Below are 21,524 nucleotides of genomic sequence, written 5' to 3' on the forward strand. Positions count from 1 at the left end.
TATGTGGGGGTGTCGGGTCAGGATGATCCGTACAGGGGCGGGCGATTGACCCATCCGAGCTGCCCGCCCCGTACCGGGTCCTACTCGGCGCGCAGTTCGGTGCGCTGTTCCTTGCGTAGCCGGAACCAGTAGAAGCCGTGTCCCGCCAGCGTCAGCAGGTACGGCCACTCGCCGATCGGCGGGAAGCGCACGTCACCCGTGAGCTCCACCGGAACCCGCCCGTTGAACGACCGCAGATCCAGCTCGGTGGGCTGCGCGAAGCGGGAGAAGTTGTGCACGCACAGCACCAGGTCGTCCCCGAACTCGCGCAGGAACGCGAGCACCGCCGGGTTGGACGAGGGCAGTTCGGTGTACGACCCGAGGCCGAAGGCCGGGTTGGCCTTGCGGACCTCGATCAGCCGGCGGGTCCAGTGCAGCAGCGAGGAGGGCGAGGACATCGCGGCCTCGACGTTGGTGACCCGGTACCCGTAGACGGGATCCATGATGACCGGCAGGTTCAGCCTGCCCGGATCGCAGGAGGAGAAACCGGCGTTGCGGTCCGGGGTCCACTGCATCGGCGTGCGGACGCCGTCGCGGTCGCCCAGCCAGATGTTGTCGCCCATGCCGATCTCGTCGCCGTAGTAGAGCACCGGCGAGCCGGGCAGCGACAGCAGCAGGGCCGTGAACAGCTCCATCTGCTTGCGGTCGTTGTCCAGGAGCGGGGCGAGTCGGCGCCGGATGCCGATGTTGGCCCGCATGCGCGGGTCCTTGGCGTACTCGGCGTACATGTAGTCGCGCTCTTCGTCCGTGACCATTTCGAGGGTGAGCTCGTCGTGGTTGCGCAGGAAGATGCCCCACTGGCAGCGGTCCGGGATCGCCGGGGTCTTGGCCAGGATTTCGGAGACGGGGTAGCGGGACTCCCTGCGCACCGCCATGAAGATGCGCGGCATGACGGGGAAGTGGAACGCCATGTGGCACTCGTCCCCGCCCTGCCGGAAGTCGCCGAAGTAGTCGACGACGTCCTCCGGCCACTGGTTGGCCTCGGCGAGCAGCACGGTGTCCGGGTAGTGCGCGTCGATCTCGGCGCGGACCCGCTTGAGGAGCTGGTGGGTGCGCGGGAGGTTCTCGCAGTTGGTGCCCTCCTCGGCGTACAGGTAGGGCACGGCGTCGAGGCGGAAGCCGTCGATGCCGAGGTCCAGCCAGAAGCGCAGCGCCGAGATGATCTCCTCCACCACGGCCGGGTTCTCGTAGTTGAGGTCCGGCTGGTGGGAGAAGAAGCGGTGCCAGTAGTACTGCTTGCGCACCGGGTCGTACGTCCAGTTCGACGTCTCGGTGTCGACGAAGATGATGCGGGCGTCCTGGTACTGCTTGTCGTTGTCGGCCCACATGTAGTAGTCGCCGTACGGGCCGTCGGGGTCCTTGCGGGACTGCTGGAACCACTCGTGCTGGTCGCTCGTGTGGTTCATGACGAAGTCGATGATCACCCGCATGCCGCGTTGGTGGGCGGCGTCCACGAACTCCACGAAGTCGGCGAGGTCGCCGAACTCGGGGAGCACGGAAGTGTAGTCGGCGACGTCGTAGCCCCCGTCGCGCAGGGGCGAGGCGAAGAACGGCGGCAGCCACAGGCAGTCGACGCCGAGCCACTGGAGGTAGTCCAGCTTGGCGGTGAGCCCCTTGAGGTCGCCCACGCCGTCGCCGTTGCTGTCGTGGAAGGAGCGGACGAGGACCTCGTAGAAGACGGCCCGCTTGAACCAGTCGGGGTCGCGGTCCTTGGCGGGGGTGTCCTCGAAGGTGTCGGGGACGGGATCGTTGATCATCATGTGGTGGGTGACCCTCCGGTGGGCGGGGACGGTCGCAGAGCGGCCAGTACGTGCGCGGGCGTGCGGCCCGGCTCTAGGCGCACGTAGTTCGCCCTGCCCCAGTGATAGGTCTCGCCGGTGAGCTCGTCGCGCACCGCGAGGGACCCGTGCCAGTCGAGGCCGAGTACCGGCATGTCCAACGAGACCGTCGCCTCCTGGGTGTGGTGCGGATCGAGGTTGACGACCACCAGTACGGAATTGGCGCCCGCGTGCTTCGAATAGGCGATCACCTGTTCGTTGTCGGTCGAATGGAAGTGGATGTCGCGCAGCTGCTGGAGCGCGGGGTTCCGGCGGCGCAGCCGGTTGAGGGAGGTGATCAGCGGGGCGATGCTGCGCCCCTCGCGGTCGGCGGCGGCCCAGTCGCGCGGCCGCAGCTCGTACTTCTCGGAGTTCAGGTACTCCTCGCTGCCCTCCCGCACCGGCTCGTTCTCGCAGAGCTCGTAGCCGGCGTAGACCCCCCAGGTGGGCGAGAGCGTGGCGGCGAGCACCGCGCGCACCTCGAAGGCGGGGCGGCCGCCCTTCTGGAGGTACTCGTGGAGGATGTCCGGGGTGTTGACGAAGAAGTTCGGCCGCATGACCGAGGCCGAGGGGGTGTCGGCGAGCTCCGTCAGGTACTCGGTGAGCTCGGCCTTGGTGTTGCGCCAGGTGAAGTACGTGTACGACTGCTGGAAGCCGATGGAGGCGAGCGCCCGCATCATCGCGGGCCGGGTGAAGGCCTCCGCGAGGAAGATGACGTCCGGGTCGGACTTGTTGATGTCCGCGATCACCTTCTGCCAGAAGACCACCGGCTTGGTGTGCGGGTTGTCGACGCGGAAGATGCGGACGCCGTGGTCCATCCAGTACCGCAGGATCCGCACGGTTTCCTCGACGATGCCGGCCATGTCGGCGTCGAAGTGGATCGGGTAGATGTCCTGGTACTTCTTCGGCGGGTTCTCGGCGTACGCGATCGTCCCGTCGGCGCGGTGGCGGAACCACTCCGGGTGCTTCTCCACCCACGGGTGGTCGGGGGAGCACTGGAGGGCGAAGTCCAGGGCGATCTCCAGGCCCAGCTCGCGGGCGCGTTCGACGAAGGCGTCGAAGTCCTCGATGGTGCCCAGGTCCGGGTGGACGGCATCGTGCCCGCCCTCGGTGGAGCCGATGGCCCAGGGCACGCCCGGGTCCCAACAACCGGCGGAGAGCGTGTTGTTCGGGCCCTTGCGGAAGGTGGAGCCGATGGGGTGGATCGGCGGCAGGTAGAGCACGTCGAAGCCCATCGCCGCGATCGCGGGCAGCCGCTCGGCGGCCGTCCGGAAGGTGCCGCTGACCGGCGCCTCGCCGGGCTCGACCACCGCCCCCTCCGACCGGGGGAACATCTCGTACCAGGAGCCGAAGAGGGCCCGACGGCGCTCGACCACCAGCGGCAGCGGCTTGGAGGCGGTGACCAGCTCGCGCAGGGGCTTCTTCGCGAGGGCGGCGGCCACCTCCGGGGCGAGGGCGGCCGCGTAGCGCTCGGCCACCTCGCCGTCGTCGTCCCGCATGAGCTCGGCGGCGGCCAGCACGGCATCGCGGCCGTCGCGCTTGGGGATCTTGGCGGCGGCCCGGGTGTAGAGCTCGGCCCCCTCCAGGAGGGTCAGCCCGGTGTCGATCCCGGCGGGGATCTTGATGGCGGCGTGGGCCCGCCAGGTGGCCACCGGGTCGCTCCACGCCTCGACGGTGTACGTCCACCTCCCCTCGACCTCGGCGTGGACCCTTGCCCCCCACCGGTCGGTGCCGGGGGCGAGCTCCCGCATCGGAACGGGCGGCCGCAGCCGCCCGCTCGGATCGCGGAGCACGACGTGTGCGGAGAGGGCGTCGTGGCCCTCGCGGAACACCGTGGCGGAAATCTCGAACACCTCGTCCACGACCGCCTTGGCGGGTCTGGCGCCGCAGTCGACGGCAGGGCGGACGTCCAGCACGGGAATGCGACCGATCATGATGGGATCACCTGGGGGCAGTTCGCAGGGCTCGGTGACAACAGGCCAGCCGGTATCACGGCTGGTAGTGCACGCTCTGTTCGCTCTGTTTCTAGCCGCTCAAGGGACGGCTGGGCTGCGGGCATGGCCGCTCCTGTCCGCGTTCACTCGGGTGGCGGGGAAAGGTTGTGTGCGGGTGCGCCGTGCGTGTACGGCGCGTGCACCGTGTCGTGCGACGTGCGTACCCGGGGAGCCCTTCCCACTCTCGCCCCGCCCAATCCGGGTGCTTGGTTAACTACTCGTACGTACTGGCACGGTCGATACCAAGAGCCGGGTCGACATCCGCCGAGGCTCCGTCAGGTCGGTGTCGGCGCAGCGTCCGTGGGCGGCGCGCGGGGGAGAATGCCCTGTCACCCCGAGGGGCGGGAGTGGCCGATGTGGCGGGCGGGGGTCCTGGAAGATGTGGTCGAAAATGTCCTCGGCCGCGGTACCGCCGGCGGACCGGTTCGCATGGTTCGCCGACGTCGTCGCCAACGAACTGGCACCGACGGAGCTCCTCGGCCCACCGGCCGCCGGCGGCTTCCGGGCGGAGGCGGGGGCGCTCGTTTTGGACGTCCTGCAACTGTCCACTTTCGAGTGCACCCCGTGCCGATCGCGGCGTACGCCCGCACAGGTCAGGCAGAACGACCCGGAGCGGTACCAGTTCTCGCTCATCACGGGATCTCCCATGTGGCTCGAGCAGAACCGCAACGGGTGCGAGGTCAACCCCGGCGACATGGTGCTTTTGAACACCTCGCACCCCAACGCCGTCGGGGCCCGCGGTGAGGACCGCGCCATCCGCAACGTCGTCGTCCAGCTCCCCAGGGACGAGCTGCCCCTGGCGTCCGGCAAGGCGGACCGGCTGGTCGCCCAGCGGATCTCCGGGGAGTCGGGCATGGGCGCGATCCTGGCCGGATTCATGACCACGCTGGCGACCCACGGCGCCGAATGCGGGCCCGGTGAGCGTCGCCGGCTCGGCCGGGTCGCCGTCGACCTGATCAGCGCCTGCCTCGCCGAGCGCTGCGACGGCTACGACGACCTGCCGTCCGAGTCGCGCACGCGGGTCCTGATGGAGCGGATCGACTCCTTCATCGACCACAACCTCGGCGACCCGGCCCTCACCCCGCAGCTCATCGCCGACCGCCACCACATCTCGGTGCGCCGGCTGCACCGGATGTTCCAGGACCGGAGGGAAGGCGTCGCCGCCTCGATCCGGCTGCGCCGCCTGGAACGCTGCCACGCGGACCTCGCCCGCCCCGAACTCCGCGCCCACCCCATCGCCGCGATCGCCGCCCGCTGGGGCTTCGGCAACCCGGCCGTCTTCAGCCGCGCCTTCCGCGAGGCGTACGGCATCAGCCCGAGCGAGTGGCGCGCGCTCGCGCCGGGGGCCCGGCACGGGGCCTGAGACCGGCCGGACTCCCGGCGGCGGCCAGGGCCGCCGCCGAGGCGCCATGGCCGGGAGGGAGGCTCGTCGCTAGCCTTCCGGGGGTGTTGCGCGGGTGCACAGCGTGGTGCGGCCGCTCCGATCCGCAATCCCCTGCGAAGGTGGAACACGTGAAGGCTATCCGTCGATTCACCGTGCGCCCCGTCCTCCCGGAGACCCTGCTGCCGCTCACCGACCTCGCGCGCAATCTGCGCTGGTCGTGGCATGCCGAGACCCGCGAACTCTTCCAATCCGTCGACCCCGAGGGCTGGCAGGCCGCAGGCGGCGATCCCGTCCGGCTGCTCGGCTCCGTCTCCGCCGCCCGGCTCGCCGAACTGGCGGGCGACCGCCGGTTCCTGCGGCGGCTCGCCGTCGTCGCCGCCGATCTCGATGACTACGTGAACGGCGGGAGGTGGTACCAGGGACAGGAGTCCGAGAGCGGTCTGCCCGCGGCGATCGCCTACTTCTCGCCCGAGTTCGGGATCACCGCCGCCCTGCCCCAGTACTCCGGCGGCCTCGGCATCCTCGCCGGGGACCACCTGAAGGCCGCCAGCGACCTCGGCGTCCCGCTCATCGGAGTGGGACTCCTCTACCGGCACGGGTACTTCCGCCAGTCGCTCTCCCGCGACGGCTGGCAGCTGGAGCACTATCCCGTGCTCGACCCCAACGAACTGCCGCTCTCCCTGCTGCGCGAGGCGGACGGCGCACCCGCCCGGGTGTCCCTGACCCTGCCCGGCGGACGCGCCCTGCACGCGCACATCTGGCAGGCCCGCGTGGGCCGGGTGCCGCTGCTGCTCCTGGACTCCGACGTCGAGGACAACGACGCCGCGGCCCGCGAGGTGACCGACCGGCTCTACGGGGGCGGCAGCGACCACCGGCTGCTCCAGGAGATGCTGCTGGGGATCGGCGGGGTGCGCGCGGTGCGTGCGTACTGCGCGATCACCGGACATCCGGATCCCGAGGTGTTCCACACCAACGAGGGGCACGCGGGGTTCCTGGGGCTGGAGCGCATAAGGGAACTGGAGCGGGAGCAGGGGCTCGGCTTCGACGCCGCCGTCGAGGCGGTGCGCGCCGGGACCGTGTTCACCACGCACACCCCCGTCCCCGCCGGGATCGACCGCTTCGAGCGGTCCCTGGTCGCCCGGCACTTCGGGGAGGGAGGGGAACTGGCCGGCGTACCGGTCGACCGGATCCTGGAGCTCGGGGCCGAGAGCTATCCCGGCGGTGATCCCGGGGTGTTCAACATGGCGGTGATGGGACTGCGCCTGGCGCAGCGCGCCAACGGGGTGTCCACCCTGCACGGCGCGGTCAGCCGGGAGATGTTCGCCGGGCTGTGGCCCGGCTTCGACCCGGCCGACGTGCCCATCACCTCCGTGACCAACGGGGTGCACGCCCCGACGTGGGTGGCCGCGGAGGTGGTCCGGCTCGGCGCCCGGCAGATCGGTGCGGGCCGCACCGAGGACGCCCTGTCGGTGGGCGGCTCCCAGCGCTGGGACGCGGTCGCCGAGATCCCGGACCAGGACGTGTGGGACCTGCGCCGGGTGCTGCGCGAGCAGTTGGTGCAGGAGGTGCGGGACCGGCTGCGCGCCTCCTGGCGCCAGCGCGGTGCGGCCGACGCCGAACTGGGCTGGGTGGACTCCGTACTCGACCCGGACGTGCTGACGATCGGCTTCGCCCGGCGCGTGCCCTCGTACAAGCGGCTCACGCTGATGCTGCGCGACCCGGAGCGGCTGCGCAGGCTGCTGCTGGACCCGGACCGGCCCGTGCAGATCGTCGTCGCGGGCAAGGCGCACCCGGCGGACGACGGCGGGAAGCGGCTCGTGCAGGAGCTGGTGCGGTTCGCGGACGACCCGCGGGTGCGCCACCGCATCGTCTTCCTGCCCGACTACGGCATGGCGATGGCGCAGAAGCTCTACCCGGGCTGTGACGTCTGGCTGAACAATCCGCTGCGGCCCCTGGAGGCCTGCGGGACGAGCGGGATGAAGGCCGCGCTGAACGGCTGCCTCAACCTGTCCGTACTGGACGGCTGGTGGGACGAATGGTTCGAGCCGGACTTCGGCTGGGCCATCCCGACCGCCGACGGGCTCGGCGCGGACGAGGACCGGCGCGACCACCTGGAGGCGAACGCCCTCTACGAGCTGATCGAGGGCCGGGTCGCACCGCGCTTCTACGACCGGGTCGGCCGCACCGGCCTCCCCGTGCGGTGGATCGAGATGGTCCGGCGCACCCTCGTCTCACTGGGACCGAAGGTGCTCGCGGGCCGGATGGTGCGCGAGTACGTGGAACGGCTCTACACGCCGGCCGCGCTCGCCCACCGGGCCCTGACCCCCGAGGCGGCCCGCGACCTGGCCTGGTGGAAGGGCCGGGTACGGGCGGCCTGGCCGCGGGTGGGCGTCGAGCACGTGGAGGCGCTGGCCGCGGCTCCGGTGAACGGCACCGCCGAGCTGGGGGCCACCCTCACCCTGCGGGTGCAGGTGTCGCTGGACGCGCTGAACCCCGAGGACGTGGAGGTGCAGGCCTTCGCGGGCCGGGTGGACGCGCAGGACGTGATCCGGGACGGGCGGAGCTTCCCGCTCAAGCCGGCCGCCGGGCCCGACCTGGAGGGCCGCTGGGTGTACGAGGGCCCGCTCGCCCTCGACCGCACGGGTCCCTTCGGCTACACGGTACGGATCCTGCCGACGCACCCGCTGCTGGCGACCGCGGCCGAACTGGGCCTGGTCGCCGCCCCGGTGGACACGGACGCGGGGGGCGGCGTACTGCTGCGCTGAGCCCGGCTCACGGCAGTGCTAGGGGACGGGCGGCGGGTCGACCAGCCGCCCGTCCTCCACGAGCATCCCGGCCCGTTTGACGCTGCGCAGGGCCGGGATCACCTCCACCTGGCCCACGCCGTCCACCGCGCCGATCCGCTCGGTCAGGTACGTGTACAGGGCGTCGGTGTCCCGGCACACCACCACCGCCATCAGGGAGGCCGCCCCGGTGACGGCCGCCGTGAAGGCCACCTCGCGGTGGCCCGCCAGCGCGGCCCCCACCTGCGCCAGCCGGGCCGGCGGGACGGTCAGCACGAGGGTCGCCTCCGCCTCGTAGCCGAAGAGCGCGGGGACGAACTCCACGTCGAAGAAGATCGCCTCCAGGTCCCGCAGCCGCTCCACCCTGCGCCGCGCGGTGGACTCCGACAGGCCGGTGGCACGAGCCAGTTCCGGATACCCGGCCCGGCCGTCCCGCCTCAGTACGGCGAGCAGCGCGAGCTCCGACTCGTCCATGACGTACCGCTCGGGGGCGGGTCCGGCCGGCGGCCGCCGCAGGGCGGCGATCTGATCGGGGCGCAGCACGTCCATGCCCACCCAGGCCTCGTGGCCGCCGAAGAACTTCCGCAGGATGGTGTGGGCACTGATGCCGGTCACCCGGCGGGTGCGCGGCAGCTTGTCCAGCAGCAGGGCGTCCCGGTCCTTGCGGGTCCGGGACCGGGTCATGCAGTGGATCTCCGTGCCGCCCGAATTCAGGGTCACCCAGGCGATGTCCGGGCGGCGGGCCAGCGCCTCAGCCACCGGGAGCGCCACGTCGGGGGCGCACTGCACCCGCAGCCAGGACTCGAACAGGCCGAGGCGGCTGCCCGTCGGCAGCCCGACGACCCGGACCAGGCCGGCGGTCCGCAGGCGCCGGTAGCGGCGCACCGCGGTCTGGTCGGACACCTCCAGGACCTCGGCGAGGCGGCTGAAGGAGGCCCGGCCGTCGAGCGCGAGGGCCTGGACCAGGGACCGGTCGAGAGCGTCCAGCTCCGCCGGCTCGGCCGACTGCTTCTCCGTGATGTTCACGGTTTCCATCATCACAGAGCCCGCCATGGCGGATATCCGGCGGATCGGGGCTTGCGGGTGGGGGATGCGGGCGGGGCGCTGGAAGCCTGGGGCCACCGGGGAACCGCCCCGGAAACCCTCCGCCTCCCCATCCGAGGAGAACTCCCATGCGCAAATGGCTGCCGTTGACGGCCGTCTGCCTCGGGGCCTTCATGCTCCTGGTCGACGTCACGATCGTGACCGTGGCCCTGCCGGACATGGCCGCCGACATGCACACCGGTTTCACCGGACTCCAGTGGACGATGGACGTCTACGCCCTCGCGCTGGCCGCCCTGCTGCTCGGCGCCGGCTCGCTCGCCGACCGGATCGGCCGACGCCGGGTCTACCTCGGCGGGATCGCCCTCTTCGCCGCCGCCTCGCTCGCGTCCGGGCTGGCCACCGGCCCGGCCGCGCTGATCGCCTTCCGCGCCGTCCAGGGCATCGGCGGAGCCGCCATGTTCGCCACCACCATGGCCCTGCTCAGCGGTGCCTACCAGGGCCGCGACCGCGGAGTGGCCTTCGGGGTGTGGGGCGCGGCCAACGGGGCCGCCGCCGCATCCGGTCCGATCATCGGCGGGCTGCTCACCGAGCACTTCGGCTGGCGGTGGATCTTCTTCATCAACCTGCCCGTCTGCGCACTGGCCCTGTACGTCACCCTGCGCGCGGTCGCCGAGTCCCGCGATCCGCACGCCCGGCGCCTGGACCTGCCGGGGATGGCCACCTTCACCACGGGCGCGGCGGCCCTCACGTACGCCGTGATCCGGGGCGGCGAGAACGGCTGGACCTCCGCCACCACCCTCGGGCTGCTCGGCCTCGGCGCGGCCGCCTTCGCCGGCTTCGTCCTCGTCGAACTGCGCAGCTCCCACCCGATGCTGGACCTCTCGCTCTTCCGCAGCCGCACCTTCGTGGCGGTCATGGCCGCCGGACTGCTGCTGACCGGCGCCGCGTTCTCGTACCTGATGTACGTGTCCCTGTGGCTCCAGTCCGCCGGGGCGATGAGCCCGGTCGGCGCGGGGCTGGCCCTGCTGCCGATGAGCGCGGCCGGCTTCGTCGTGGCCGCGGGGGCCGGGCGGCTGCTGCACGGGGTCCCGCCGCGGCTGACCATCGGCGGCGGGCTGCTGCTGGTCGGGCTGGGCGCGCTGCTCCAGGCCTGGCTGCTGGACGCGGGCGACGGCTGGGCGGCGCTCGTCCCGGGCCTGCTCGTGACCGGTGTGGGCGTGGGTGCGGCGACCCCGGCGCTGGCCGCCACCGCGATGGGGGCCGTGGCCCCGGCCCGGGCGGGGATGGCCGGCGGCGCCCTGAACACGGCGCGGCAGCTCGGCACCGCCCTCGGCATCGCGGTGCTCGGCGCGGTCTTCCACGCGGGGCTGCGGTCGGGGCTCGGCGAGGGCGGCCGGGGCCTGGCGGAGCCGCTCGCCTCCGGCGGGGCGGGGCAGCTGCTCGCGGCCGCCCCTGCGGGCGCGGCCCGCGACGCAATGGCGGCGCTGGTGGACGAGGCCTTCGCGAGCGGGCTGCGCGGGACCTTCCTCACCTCGGCGCTGATGGGGCTGGCCGGCGCGCTGGCCGTCTTCCTCCTGCTCCGGCCCTCGCCGCGGGCGACGGCCCCGACCATCCCTGCCCCGGGGGCCCCGGCCCAGGCCCCGGTCACCCGGCCCTGACCCCGGCGGGTCCGGCCGGCTCCTGGGGGTCCGGGGGCGGAGCCCCCGGTTTCGGGAAGGGGCGGGGTGGGGGAGAGCAGCACGCAGGGCCCGCCGTCCCGGCCCGTACCCCCACCCGACCGGGCCGAAGGCTGCCCGGCCTCTTGGGTGAACCACGTACGCGGCTGGGGTGGTGAATCGTTTCGGCAAGGGTCCGCGCTCCTACGCTGCCCGCAGATGCCGGGCGGAACCGGTGTCCGCGGACCCGAGGAACGGACTTCCACCCATGCGTCTTCGCACCACCGCCGCCGTGCTCGCCGGCGCCGTCGCGCTCGTGCTGCCCACCGCCGGCCCGTCGCTGGCCGACGACCACGACGGCCGGAACCTGGGCCTGCTGCACTACCGGTTCCTCGACGAGGCCGGCGAGGAGCGCACCGGGCAGATCCGGCCCGCGGAGAACGACACCTGCTACGTGCTGACGCACACCTCGCGGGACGAGCCCGCCATCGAGGTCTGGAACGACACGGAGTCGCTGGCCGTGCTCTTCGGCAACCGCAGCTGCAACGGCCACGCGGAGCGGGTCCTGGACCCCGGCGAGCGGGCCCACAACGTGGACGTCGTCTCCGTCTTCTTCAAGCCGGCCGGGCAGGGCGGCGACGGCCACCACTGGAACGGCGGGGGCGGTGACGGGGGCGGCCGCTGGGACTGGAACGGCGGTGGCGGCGACGGCGGTGGCGACGGCCGCGGGGACTGGAACGGCGGCGGTGGCGACGGCCGCGGGGACTGGAACGGCGGCGGCGAGGAACTCCTCCGCCGCTTCAGCGGATTCCTGAACCCGCGCCGCTAGGGGGTGTCCGGCGGGCCGGGCCCGGCCCTGATCCGCCGGACACCCCCTAGGCGCCGGGCGCGGGTCCGTGGCGAAGGTCCCCGGCCGGTGGGGCGGTGGTCCCGCGCGGCGACGGCCCAATGGGACAGGGCCGCCCGGGGAGATCTTCCTCCCGGGCGGCCCCGTGTCTGGCGGTTCAGCAGGTGCTCATCCGGCCCCGGTGGGGGTCAGAAGGTGAGCTTCCAGCTGTCGATCTTGCCGGTGTCGAGGGACGCGTTGTCGTTGACGCGCAGCTTCCACACGCCCTGGGCCACCTCGGAGGAGGCGTTGACCGTGTAGGACTTGATGATGTTGTCCGCGCTGCTGCCGGTGCGGTTGTGCAGGTTGTACACGCTGCCGTCGGGGGCGACCAGGTCGACCTTCAGGTCACCGATCCAGGTGTGGAGGATGTTGACGTCCACCTTGAGGGTGCTCGGCGCGTTGCCGGTGCGGTTCACGGTGATCGGCGACTCGACGGTGGCGTTGTCGTTGATCGCGTAGTCCGTGGTGTTCTCGAACACGGTCTGCTGCTGGGTGCCGACCGTCCAGGTGAACGCCGCCGTACCGGTCTGGTTCGCGGAGTCCGTCACCGTCACGTTCACGTTGGACGTGCCCGCGGTGTTGGCCGTACCGGAGATCAGGCCGGTGGAGGCGTTGATCGACAGGCCGGCCGGGAGACCGGTCGCCGAGTAGGTCAGGGCACCGGCGTTGGTGCTGGTGGCCTGGATCTGGAGGCTCACGGCGCTGCCCGTGACGGTGTTCTGGTTACCGGGGTTGGTGACCGAGACGCCGTTCACGATGCGCGCGCCGACGCCGATGCCCGCCCACGCGTTGGCCGTGTTGTTGTAGGTCGCCGAGCCGGCGCCGTACAGGTCGGCCGCCGCCTGCAGGGTGGCCGTACGGGCCGCCGCGTAGTTGGTGTTCGACTTGAACAGACCGGTGGTCAGCGCGCGGAACCAGATCTTCGACGCGGCGTCACGGCCGATGCCGGTGACCGGGAGGCCGTCGGCGGTCGGCGAGTCGTAGCTCACGCCGTTGATGACCTTGGCGCCCGAGCCCTCGGAGGCCAGGTAGTACCAGTGGTTGGCCGGGCCCGAGGAGTAGTGGACGTCGATGGAGCCGATGCCCGAGTACCACGAGTCCTTGGACGCGCCGTCCTTGCTCGGCTTGTCCATGTAGCGCAGCGGGGTGCCGTCGCCGTTGATGTTGATCTTCTCGCCGACGAGGTAGTCACCGACGTCCGTCGGGTTGTTGGCGTAGAACTCGACCGCGGCCGCCATGATGTCGGACGTGGCCTCGTTCAGACCGCCGGGCTCACCGCTGTAGGTCATGTTGCCGGTGACCGAGGTCAGACCGTGGGTCATCTCGTGCGCGGCCACGTCGGTGGAGGTGAGCGGCTTGGCGTTGCCGTCACCGTCGCCGTACGTCATGCAGAAGCAGGAGTCGTCCCAGAAGGCGTTCACGTAGTTGTTGCCGTAGTGGACCCGGCTGTACGGGGCGACGCCGTCGTTGCGCAGGCCGTTGCGGCCGTGCACGTTCTTGTAGTAGTCCCACGTGACCGCGGCGCCGTAGTGGGCGTCGGCGCCGGCCGTCTCCAGGTTGGACGCGAGGTTGTTGCCCCAGATGTCGTCCGGACCGGAGAACAGGGTGCCGGTGCCCGAGGTGCCGTGGTTCAGGTTGTAGGTCTTGTGGCCGCCGCGCCCGGCGTCGGTCAGGTTGTAGGTGCTGCCCGACTGGGTGCTGCCGAGGGTCACCTGGCCGCTGTACATGGTGTTGCCGGTGCCGGTCTCGATGCCCTGCCACTCGGTGATCTTGGCGCCGGTCCGGGCGTCGGTGATCACGTGGAGCTGGCTCGGGGTGCCGTCGTGCTGGAGGCCGCCGACGACGGTCTCGTACGCGAGGACCGGGGCGCCATCGGCGGCCCAGACCACCTTGCGGGCGTTCTTGGCGGCCTTGGCCTCCTTGGCGCCGGAGGCGTTGGCGGCGGATATCGCCTGGCCCTCCGCGGCGGACGCGGTGACCGTGGCGGAGGTGTCCACCTTGATCTCGTGGTTGGTCGCCTTGGTGACGGACTTGGTGACGCCGCCCTTGGCGTGGACGGTGAGGTCACCGCCGAGCACCGGGAGGCCGTCGTAGGTGCGCTCGTACGTGGTGTGCGTGGTGCCGTCCGCGTCCTTCACCACGTCACGGACGACGAGCTTCTCGCCACTGCCGAGGCCGAGCGCCTTGGCGGCCTGCGCGGTGGTCGAGTTGGCCTCGGCGAGGAGCGTCGCACGCTCCGAAGCGCTGAGTTTGGCGGGGGCCGCGCCCGGGTTGGGCTGGGCGGCCGTGCGGGCCTGCGACGCGGTGGCGTCGGCGGAAGCGGTACCGGCCTGGATGCCGACGGCGAGCATGGCAGCCGCGGCAACGAGCGCGCCGGCCGCAGTGGCACGCCTCTGGGGGGTGGACCTCAACGCAGACTCCTTCTGCAAGGGGGGTTCCGGACGGCTGGGTGGGCCTCCGGGCAGATCAGGGCTGTGCGATGAACGGTCGAAGAGTGCCACCCGCGGGACATAATGTCAGGACCGCGTCAAAGGATTGGCCGGAAACGGTTCGTTGTTCGAAGAGACATATCCGGTATCCGGACTGTTCACTTTTGCGTGCATGTCACGGAGTCCGGTATTCGGAGCGATCGGTACCGCTTGCTAACACTTGGGCAACGGGAGGGCCCGTTGCCCCAAACGGCATTTACCGTACTGGCGTTTGTCGTACTGTTTCTCGGTGCGACACATGTCCGTTGCCTGGGGAAGCCGTGGACAGTCGCCGCTGTCATCGACCACGTGCCAGGGGGGCCCATGAGGCATGTCCATATTCCTGCGCAAAGGTTGGCCAGGGCGGCCCGGGACACCCTGGTGCCCGCGAGGCGCCTGAGTGACAAGGCCCGTTGGTACCTGCCCGCCGCCCTCGCCGCCGACTTCCTCGGGGCCGCCGTGCCCGTGGGCCTCGTCTTCCATGCGGCCCAGCAGGTACGACCTCTGTACTGCGCCCTCGCCGCCGCGCTCGCGTGGACGGGAGTGCAGGCGCTGCGCCGGCGTTACGCGGCCCGGGTGCTCGGAGAATCCCGGGGCGTGCTGCCCGTCGTGCACGACTGGCTGATTCTCATCGGCGTCCTGGCCGTCGCCCGCGTGGTGACCGAGGAGGACACGCCCAGGCTGTCCGCGCTGGGCGCCCTCGTGCCCGCCCTCCTCATCACCGTCGCCTGCCACAAGCTGACCTACCGCCACCTCTCGGCCGCCCGCCGCGAGGCCCAGGCCGTCAGCCGGGTCCTGGTCGTGGGCGAGCCCGACGCCGCCGAGGACGTCATCGCGCACCTCGCCTCGCGCACCGACCACCCCTACGTGGTCGTCGGCGTGGTCCCGGTCGGCGACGGCCCGCTCGGCAGCGGCGTACCCGAGGCCGCCCGGCTCGCCGCCGACATGCCCAAGGCCCCGAACGGCGACTCCGCCGCGGTGCTCGGCGCCGTCGGCAGCTTCAACGCCGACCTCGTGCTGGTGGCACCGGGCGCGCGGATCGCGGGGGAGCGGCTGCGCCGGGTCGCCTGGGCCCTGCACGACGCCGGACTGGAACTCGCGGTCTTCCCCGGGCTGGTGGAGGTCTCCGTCAAGCGGCTGGAGACCCTGTCCGCGGGCGGGCTCGCCGTACTGCGCGTCGCGCCGCCGGTCAGCCGGGGCGTGCAGACCCTGCTCAAGTCCGTCCTGGACCGGGCGGGCGCCGCGGGCGGGCTGGTCCTGCTCGCGCCGGTGTTCCTCGGGATCGTCCTCGCCATCCGCTTCGGGTCGCGCGGCCCGGCCTTCTACCGGCAGCAGCGCATCGGCCGGGACGGGGTCCCGTTCACCATGTGGAAGTTCCGCACGATGGTCGTGGACGCCGAGGAGCGCAAGGCCGAGCTCTCGGGGTCCAACGAGAACGACGGCCTGATGTTCAAGATGCGCCGCGACCCCCGGGTGACCCGGGTGGGCCGGCTCCTGCGCCGCACCTCGATGGACGAACTGCCGCAGCTGATCAACGTGTTGACCGGCCACATGTCCCTGGTCGGCCCGCGCCCGCCGCTGCCGGAGGAGGTGGCGCAGTACGACGAGGTCGAACTGCGCAGGCTCACCGTGCGGCCCGGGATGACGGGGCTGTGGCAGATCAGCGGGCGGTCGGACCTGTCCTGGGACGAAACCATCCAGCTCGACCTGCAGTACGTCGACAACTGGTCCTTCACCAGCGACGTCGACGTCATGGGCCGTACGCTCCGCGCCGTCGTCGACGGTCGCGGAGCCTACTGAGGGAACCCGGAGGGATCAGCCGTTCCGCCCGTCCTGCCCGCCCTGGTCCCGCAGCCACCACCGGTAGGTGGCTGCGATGCCGTCGCGCAGCGGGATGCCCGGCTTCCAGCCGAGGGAGGTCAGGCGGGCGACGTCCAGCAGCTTGCGGGGGGTCCCGTCCGGCTTGGAGGTGTCCCAGGCGAGCCGGCCCCCGAAGCCGGTCACCTCGGCGACGGTCTCGGCGAGTTCCCGGATGGTCAGGTCCTCGCCGCAGCCGATGTTGACGGGTTCGTCGCCGTCGTACGACTCCAGCAGCACGGCGCACGCCGCGGCGAGGTCGTCGACGTGCAGGAACTCCCGGCGCGGGGTGCCCGATCCCCACAGGGTGACCTCCTCGCGCCCCTCCGCCGCGGCCTCGTGGAACCGGCGGATCAGGGCCGGCAGGACGTGGGAGGACTGGAGGTCGAAGTTGTCGCCCGGGCCGTAGAGGTTCGTGGGCATGGCCGAGATGTACGAGGCCCCGTACTGCTTGCGGTACGACTGGACCTGGACGATGCCGGCGATCTTCGCGAGGGCGTAGGCCTCGTTGGTCGGCTCCAGGGGGCCGGTCAGCAGGGCGTCCTCGTGGATCGGCTGCGGGGCCATCTTGGGGTAGATGCAGGACGATCCGAGGAACAGCAGCCGCCCGACTCCGGCGGCGTGCGCCCCGGCGATCACGCTCAGCTGGATCTGGAGGTTCTCCTCCAGGAACTGCACCGGATACGTGCTGTTGGCCATGATCCCGCCGACCTTGGCCGCGGCCAGCACGACGGCGTCCGGGCGGACGTCCTTCAGGTACGCCCCGGTCGCGGCGGCGTCGCGCAGGTCGAGGTCGGCGCGGCCGCGGGTGAGCACCTCGTGGCCGTCGGCGGTCAGTCGCCGGGCGACCGCGGAGCCCACGAGGCCGCGGTGTCCCGCGACGAAGACGCGGGCGTTCGGGGGCAGAAGAGGCGTGCTAGTCATACGGCCGATGATGCCAGTCCGCTCCCGCGGGGGTGGCGGCAGTCCGGACCCCGCCGGTCCGGGCCCTGCCGGTCCGGGCCCTGCCGGTCCGGAGCCTGCCCCTCCCGGGCAGAGCCCCCCACCCAGCCCCGTCGGCGTTCGAGGCAGGGGGTACCCCCAGCCTTAGCTGGGGGAGGGTCCGGGCGGAGCCCGGGGAACGGTGGAAGGGCGGGTGGGGGACGGCTCCGCGCAGCGGCCCACCCCCCGCCCCGCACGGGCCGGTTCCGCCGGGGCAGGGCGCCCGCCGGGGCACCTCCTCGGCCGTCGAACGTTTCCGGGAAGCGGACGTGTCCGAGGTGGTTGCGTGCGACGCCCTGCGGGGGCGTCCGGCGCACACCCGGCCCCGTCGGAACCGGGAGGGGCGTGTACGGTACGCATCCAGTCCAGGGTTCCGGACGGCGCCGGACCGGGGGCCGCTGCGCGGGGGCGCGACCGCCGGGCCACGGAACCCGCAGGACACGACCGACCGCAACGAACAGCAACGCACCCCAGGGGGACCGCATGGGCAAGACCGCACTGATCACCGGAGTCACCGGGCAGGACGGCTCGTACCTCTCCGAGCTGCTGCTCTCCAAGGGCTACACGGTGCACGGGCTCGTGCGGCGGTCCTCCAGCTTCAACACGGAGCGCATCGACCACATCTACCAGGACCCGCAGACGGCCAACCGGTCCTTCGTCCTGCACCACGCGGACCTCTCCGACGGCGTGGCCCTGGTGAACCTGCTCCGCGAGATACGCCCCGACGAGGTCTACAACCTCGGTGCGCAGTCGCACGTCCGCGTCTCCTTCGACGCCCCGCTGTACACCGGCGACGTGACCGGCCTCGGCGCCCTGCGCCTGCTGGAGGCCATCCGGGCCAGCGGTGTCGACACCCGCATCTACCAGGCCTCGTCCTCCGAGATGTTCGGCGCCACCCCGCCCCCGCAGAACGAGGGGACCCCGTTCCACCCGCGCAGCCCCTACGGCGCCGCGAAGGTGTTCGCGTACTGGACCACCGTGAACTACCGCGAGGCGTACGACATGTTCGCCGTCAACGGGATCCTCTTCAACCACGAGTCCCCGCGCCGCGGCGAGACCTTCGTGACCCGCAAGATCACCCGCGCGGTGGCCCGGATCAAGGCGGGCCTGCAGGAGAAGCTCTACCTCGGCAACCTCGACGCCGTCCGCGACTGGGGCTACGCCCCCGAGTACGTGGACGCCATGTGGCGGATGCTGCAGCAGGACGAGCCCACCGACTACGTGGTCGCCACCGGAGTGGCCGCCACCGTCCGCGAGTTCGTCGAGGCCTCCTTCGGCCACGCCGGTCTCGACTGGAACGAGCACGTGCGCTACGACCCCAAGTACGAGCGCCCCAGCGAGGTCGACGCGCTCATCGGGGACGCCTCCAAGGCCGAGGAGCTGCTCGGCTGGAAGCCGACGGTCCTGGTCGCCGAACTCGCCCGGATCATGGTCGACGCCGACATCCGCCAGGTCGAGGACCAACTGGCGGGTGTGACGGTCCGTATCGACCGCTGAGGCCTTATATTTCGCCTACGATTTGCCGTGTCCCGGTCAGCCCGTCAGGTATGACCGGGTCAAACCTGCCGTATGTCCGTCGTGCACCCTCCAAGCGGAACCTGTTGATTCCAAATTGGTAGCAATGGGTCAAGCATGGTGACCGGGTCCTTAGCAGGGCCCTAGTCTGCGCAGGTACATATGGCTGTTCGGATAGTTCCAGCCATCAATACCGGGCACTTGCCCTGGGGGGCTCATGCGTAGATCCAGAGGGCTGACTGCTGCCCTCGTCCTGTCACTGGCCGGTGCCGGCACGGGCATAGGCCTGGTGCTGATGCCCGAGGCGTCCGCCATCACGCCTCCGGTGGCGTTCACCGCTGACGAACTGCCCACCTGGCAGACGAACGGCGTGGTCTGGGCGATGGCCCAGGCGAACGGCACCGTCTTCGCCGGAGGTACCTTCTCCGCCGTGCGCCCGCCCGAGGGCACCGCCGGCGCCGAGCAGGAGGCCGTGAACTTCGTGGCGCTGGACGCCGCGACGGGCAACCCCATCTCGTGCAAGCTGGCCTTCACCATCGGCGACGGCACCGCCACGGTGCGGGCGCTGGCCGTCTCGAAGGACAACAAGACCCTCTACGCGGGCGGTTACTTCGGTGCCGTCAACGGCACCCCGGTTTCCAGCCTCGCCGCGATCGACATCGCGAGCTGCACCCCCAAGGCCTCGTTCCACCCGAGCGTCCCCGCCACCGTGCGGGCGCTCGCCGTCACGGACGACACCGTGTACGTGGGCGGTGACTTCAACTCCGTCGAGGGCCAGACCCGTGAGCGGTTCGCCGCGGTCGACGCCGGCTCCGGCGCGCTCAAGCCGTTCGTCGCCGACGTCGACGAGCCGGGCCGCGCCGTCGAGGTCACCCCCGACGGCAAGAGCGTGCTGCTCGGCGGCGACTTCTTCACCGTCAACGGCAAGAACAGCCACGCCCTGGCCGTGGTCGACGCCGGTACGGGCGCGGTCAAGAAGACCTACACCAACATCCCGTCGAACTCGGTCGTCAAGGACATCGCCACCGACGACAACGGCGGCTTCTACACGGGCAACGAGGGTTCCGGCGGCGGTGTCTTCGACGGCCGCATCGCCCTGAACCTCAGCGACTTCAACGAGAAGTGGCGCGACCGCTGCCTCGGCGCGACCCAGTTCGTGCTGCCGTACCAGGGCGTGCTGTACAGCTCCTCGCACGCGCACAACTGCTCCACCGAGCAGGAGTTCCCCGACGGCAAGCGGAACTTCCTCCTGGCCCAGAAGACCAACTGGGAAGGTGCCGCCCCCGCGCCCGTGGACGGCTTCGTCCGCAGCCCCGGCAAGCTCGGCTGGCACCCGACGGCCAACGACGGCATGGACGGCACCGAGGGCATCGGCCCGCGCGTCATGGCCGTGGCCGAGAAGAACGACGTCAAGTACATGTGGGTCGGCGGTGAGTTCACCCTCATCAACGGCAAGACCCAGTGGGGTCTGACCCGCTTCGCCTCCACCGGCGACCGCGGCGCCCCGACCACCCCGGTGGTCAGCGCCGGCAGCGTCAAGCCGGGCGAGGCCCAGGTCCGCTGGCGCACCAGCTACGACTCGGACGACAGCAAGCTGACGTACCGCATCTACCGCAACGGCTCGGCCACGCCGATCGCCACCGTCACCGCGGACTCCCTGGAGTGGGAGCGTCCCCAGGCCTCCTGGAACGACGCCACGGTCAAGGCCGGCCAGACGTACACCTACCGCGTGACCGCGACCGACGGCGCGGGCAACACCAGCGCCCTGTCGGCCACCGCCTCGGTGACCGTCCCGACCGCGGTCCAGGGGTACGCGAACCAGGTCCGCGCGGACGGCGCCCAGCTGTACTGGCGCTACGACGACTCGGTCAGCCCGTACGTCGCCGACTCCTCCGTCAGCGGCAACATCAGCGGTCTGCAGCTCAACACCCCGGCCCTGCGCCAGTCGCCCGGCGCCGTCTCCGGCACCAGCACCGCGATGGGCTTCAACGGCACGAGCCAGCAGGTCTACAGCGACCGCCGTCAGACCGTCGGCAACGCCTACACCCTCGAGACCTGGTTCAAGACGAACACCACCCGTGGTGGCAAGCTGATCGGCTTCGGTGACAACCAGAGCCGCAACAGCATCTCGTACGACAAGCAGATCTACATGACCAACACCGGTCGCCTGGTCTTCGGCGTCTACAGCGGCGGGTTCAAGACGATCGCCACCGGTCTGTTCGAGACGTACAACGACAACAAGTGGCACCACGTGGTCGCCACCCAGGGTCCGGCCGGCATGGCCCTGTACGTCGACGGCCAGAGCAAGGGCGGCACGCTGAACGTGACCACCTCGCAGGCCTACGCGGGCTACTGGCACGTCGGCGGCGACAACCTCGCCAGCTGGCCGAACCGCCCGACGAGCAACTACTTCGCCGGGCAGCTCGACGAGACCGCGGTCTACCCGACGGCGCTCACCCAGGCCCAGGCCAAGAACCACTTCGACCTGGCCAGCGCCCCGACCGACACGGTCTCCACGGTCAAGGCGGCCGAGGACACCTACATCAACCAGGGTGCCCCGAGCACCGCTTACGGCACGTCCACCTCGCTCGCGGTGCGCGGCACCTCGGCGTACGAGACGTACCTGCGCTTCACCCTCCCGGCCGCCCCGGCCGGGCAGGTCCTGAAGTCGGCCTCCCTCCAGTTCAAGACCACGACGCAGACGGGCGCCGGCACCGCCGACAAGGTGTCCGTGGTCCCGGTCACCGGTACCTGGAGCGGCGCGGGCACCACCTTCAACACCAAGCCCACCCTGGGCACCACCCCGCTCGGCAGCATCGCGAGCGTGCCGGACGGCTCGGCCGTCCAGAACGTCACGCTCGACACCGCCGCGCTCTCGGCGGCGCTGGGCAGCAGCTACAGCATGGGCCTGACGAGCACGGGCACCGACCCGCTGTGGCTCTGGTCCGCGGAGTCCACCGCGGCGGACGGCGCCCCGCAGCTGGTGCTCACCTTCGGCGCGAAGTAGCCGTAGGAGCGGGGCCCGGCCGGTGCGGCCGGGCCCCGCGCCCCTTTCCCACCCTGGGGGTGTGCGGCGGATCACGGCCGGGCCCCGGCCG

At 71.5% G+C, this 21,524-nt stretch carries 12 protein-coding genes; 7 read left to right on the forward strand and 5 right to left on the reverse strand.

Features of this window, described 5'->3' with window-relative positions:
* Nucleotides 1-80: 80 nt before the first annotated feature.
* Nucleotides 81-1,799 (reverse strand): maltose alpha-D-glucosyltransferase, encoded by a 1,719-nt coding sequence (treS, locus tag ACIGFK_RS21800; protein ID WP_376659532.1) that lies wholly within the window; start codon nucleotides 1,797-1,799, stop codon nucleotides 81-83.
* Complete coding sequence (locus ACIGFK_RS21805; protein WP_400053188.1) at nucleotides 1,796-3,790, reverse strand: maltotransferase domain-containing protein; 1,995 nt, start codon at nucleotides 3,788-3,790, stop codon at nucleotides 1,796-1,798. Before ACIGFK_RS21805 ends, treS begins: the two co-directional genes overlap by 4 nt.
* Before the next feature lie 451 nt (nucleotides 3,791-4,241).
* Here ACIGFK_RS21805 and ACIGFK_RS21810 point away from each other — a divergent pair, with 451 nt between their 5' ends.
* Nucleotides 4,242-5,213, forward strand: a complete 972-nt coding sequence (locus ACIGFK_RS21810) for a helix-turn-helix domain-containing protein (protein ID WP_386470441.1) — start codon at nucleotides 4,242-4,244, stop codon at nucleotides 5,211-5,213.
* Nucleotides 5,214-5,362: 149 nt separating this feature from the next.
* On the forward strand, nucleotides 5,363-7,999 hold the full coding sequence (gene glgP / locus ACIGFK_RS21815; protein ID WP_376659529.1) for an alpha-glucan family phosphorylase: 2,637 nt from the start codon (nucleotides 5,363-5,365) through the stop codon (nucleotides 7,997-7,999).
* Nucleotides 8,000-8,017: 18 nt separating this feature from the next.
* Here glgP and ACIGFK_RS21820 read toward each other — a convergent pair whose 3' ends face one another.
* Nucleotides 8,018-9,043, reverse strand: coding sequence for an Lrp/AsnC family transcriptional regulator (locus ACIGFK_RS21820; protein ID WP_400053190.1), 1,026 nt, complete (start codon nucleotides 9,041-9,043; stop codon nucleotides 8,018-8,020).
* A gap of 146 nt (nucleotides 9,044-9,189) precedes the next feature.
* Here ACIGFK_RS21820 and ACIGFK_RS21825 point away from each other — a divergent pair, with 146 nt between their 5' ends.
* Together ACIGFK_RS21825 and ACIGFK_RS21830 are read left to right on the forward strand one after the other, a co-directional pair.
* Entirely contained in the window at nucleotides 9,190-10,719 is a 1,530-nt protein-coding gene (locus tag ACIGFK_RS21825; protein WP_400053191.1) for an MFS transporter, read from the forward strand.
* Nucleotides 10,720-10,984: 265 nt separating this feature from the next.
* Entirely contained in the window at nucleotides 10,985-11,545 is a 561-nt protein-coding gene (locus tag ACIGFK_RS21830; protein ID WP_400053192.1) for a hypothetical protein, read from the forward strand.
* 206 nt (nucleotides 11,546-11,751) lie between these two features.
* On the opposite strand, the gene ACIGFK_RS21835 is transcribed toward ACIGFK_RS21830, so the two are convergent.
* The gene (locus ACIGFK_RS21835; protein ID WP_376661630.1) at nucleotides 11,752-14,016 is read right to left on the reverse strand and encodes a M4 family metallopeptidase; all 2,265 of its coding nucleotides are present in this window, start codon (nucleotides 14,014-14,016) and stop codon (nucleotides 11,752-11,754) included.
* 381 nt (nucleotides 14,017-14,397) lie between these two features.
* Here ACIGFK_RS21835 and ACIGFK_RS21840 point away from each other — a divergent pair, with 381 nt between their 5' ends.
* Entirely contained in the window at nucleotides 14,398-15,873 is a 1,476-nt protein-coding gene (locus tag ACIGFK_RS21840; RefSeq protein ID WP_376661631.1) for a sugar transferase, read from the forward strand.
* A 15-nt stretch (nucleotides 15,874-15,888) separates the two neighbouring features.
* Here the strand turns inward: ACIGFK_RS21840 and ACIGFK_RS21845 are convergent, their stop codons facing one another.
* Entirely contained in the window at nucleotides 15,889-16,854 is a 966-nt protein-coding gene (locus tag ACIGFK_RS21845) for a GDP-L-fucose synthase family protein (protein WP_376661632.1), read from the reverse strand.
* A 540-nt stretch (nucleotides 16,855-17,394) separates the two neighbouring features.
* On the opposite strand from ACIGFK_RS21845, the gene gmd reads away from it, so the two are divergent.
* Nucleotides 17,395-18,408, forward strand: coding sequence for a GDP-mannose 4,6-dehydratase (gmd, locus tag ACIGFK_RS21850; RefSeq protein ID WP_376661633.1), 1,014 nt, complete (start codon nucleotides 17,395-17,397; stop codon nucleotides 18,406-18,408).
* 235 nt (nucleotides 18,409-18,643) lie between these two features.
* A complete protein-coding gene (locus ACIGFK_RS21855) occupies nucleotides 18,644-21,433 on the forward strand; it encodes a DNRLRE domain-containing protein (protein WP_400053195.1) in 2,790 nt (929 codons plus the stop codon).
* The last annotated feature ends 91 nt before the right edge of the window (nucleotides 21,434-21,524 follow it).

Source organism: Streptomyces sp. NPDC085524, assembly GCF_044541755.1.
In the GTDB taxonomy this organism is placed as follows: Bacteria; Actinomycetota; Actinomycetes; order Streptomycetales; family Streptomycetaceae; genus Streptomyces.

Bases quoted from the DNA above. Each gene is read 5' to 3' on its own strand.
- treS (WP_376659532.1), bottom strand. From the start codon at position 1,799: ATGATGATCAACGATCCCGTCCCCGACACCTTCGAGGACACCCCCGCC.
- ACIGFK_RS21805 (WP_400053188.1), bottom strand. From the start codon at position 3,790: ATGATCGGTCGCATTCCCGTGCTGGACGTCCGCCCTGCCGTCGACTGC.
- ACIGFK_RS21810 (WP_386470441.1), top strand. From the start codon at position 4,242: ATGTCCTCGGCCGCGGTACCGCCGGCGGACCGGTTCGCATGGTTCGCC.
- ACIGFK_RS21825 (WP_400053191.1), top strand. From the start codon at position 9,190: ATGCGCAAATGGCTGCCGTTGACGGCCGTCTGCCTCGGGGCCTTCATG.
- ACIGFK_RS21830 (WP_400053192.1), top strand. From the start codon at position 10,985: ATGCGTCTTCGCACCACCGCCGCCGTGCTCGCCGGCGCCGTCGCGCTC.
- ACIGFK_RS21840 (WP_376661631.1), top strand. From the start codon at position 14,398: ATGAGGCATGTCCATATTCCTGCGCAAAGGTTGGCCAGGGCGGCCCGG.
- ACIGFK_RS21845 (WP_376661632.1), bottom strand. From the start codon at position 16,854: ATGACTAGCACGCCTCTTCTGCCCCCGAACGCCCGCGTCTTCGTCGCG.
- gmd (WP_376661633.1), top strand. From the start codon at position 17,395: ATGGGCAAGACCGCACTGATCACCGGAGTCACCGGGCAGGACGGCTCG.
- ACIGFK_RS21855 (WP_400053195.1), top strand. From the start codon at position 18,644: ATGCGTAGATCCAGAGGGCTGACTGCTGCCCTCGTCCTGTCACTGGCC.